Annotated in this window: 1 protein-coding gene; it reads left to right on the forward strand. The window is 38.2% G+C overall.

What is annotated here, in order from left to right:
• Positions 1–12: 12 nt before the first annotated feature.
• Positions 13–511 (forward strand): hypothetical protein (locus tag BCT81_RS04965; protein WP_133152557.1); only part of this gene is annotated, 499 nt, incomplete at its 3' end.

Below are 511 nucleotides of genomic sequence, written 5' to 3' on the forward strand. Positions count from 1 at the left end.
AGTAGGTGATTTATGGATAGTTTAGTAAATAAGGATGTTTGCGAGGATTATGAAGTTTGCTACAGCCCTAAATTCAGTAGGAATAACCCTAATGAAGTGATAGGTGTGCAGTGCCAGTTAAGATTCAAGGTAGACGATGGGATAACCCTTAGTGCTAACCTTTTCAATGAGGGGGAAGTTGTTAAGAATACGGGGGATCAGGCTTTCTATTTTTTGTTTAGAGAGGCAGTGAGGTATATCTCATCAGAACACCCCACTTTGGAGGTCCACATATCGGCCAATCAAATCGATATCGTCGACAGTGATTTACCACGATACATTCAATATATCTGTATGAAAAATACATTCCCTACCCAAAATATAGTTCTGGATCTATCACTAGGTCCTAAGCCAATCAATTGCATTGAGTATGCTTTTAAAGTAAATAAATTCAAAGAAGCAGGAATCACCGTCTTGTTTGATCCAAAAATCAGTCCAGTTGATTATGCTAGAGGTTATATCAGGTACCAAT

It is taken from the genome of Vibrio sp. 10N.261.52.A1, assembly GCF_002876325.1.
GTDB lineage: Bacteria > Pseudomonadota > Gammaproteobacteria > Enterobacterales > Vibrionaceae > Vibrio > Vibrio chagasii.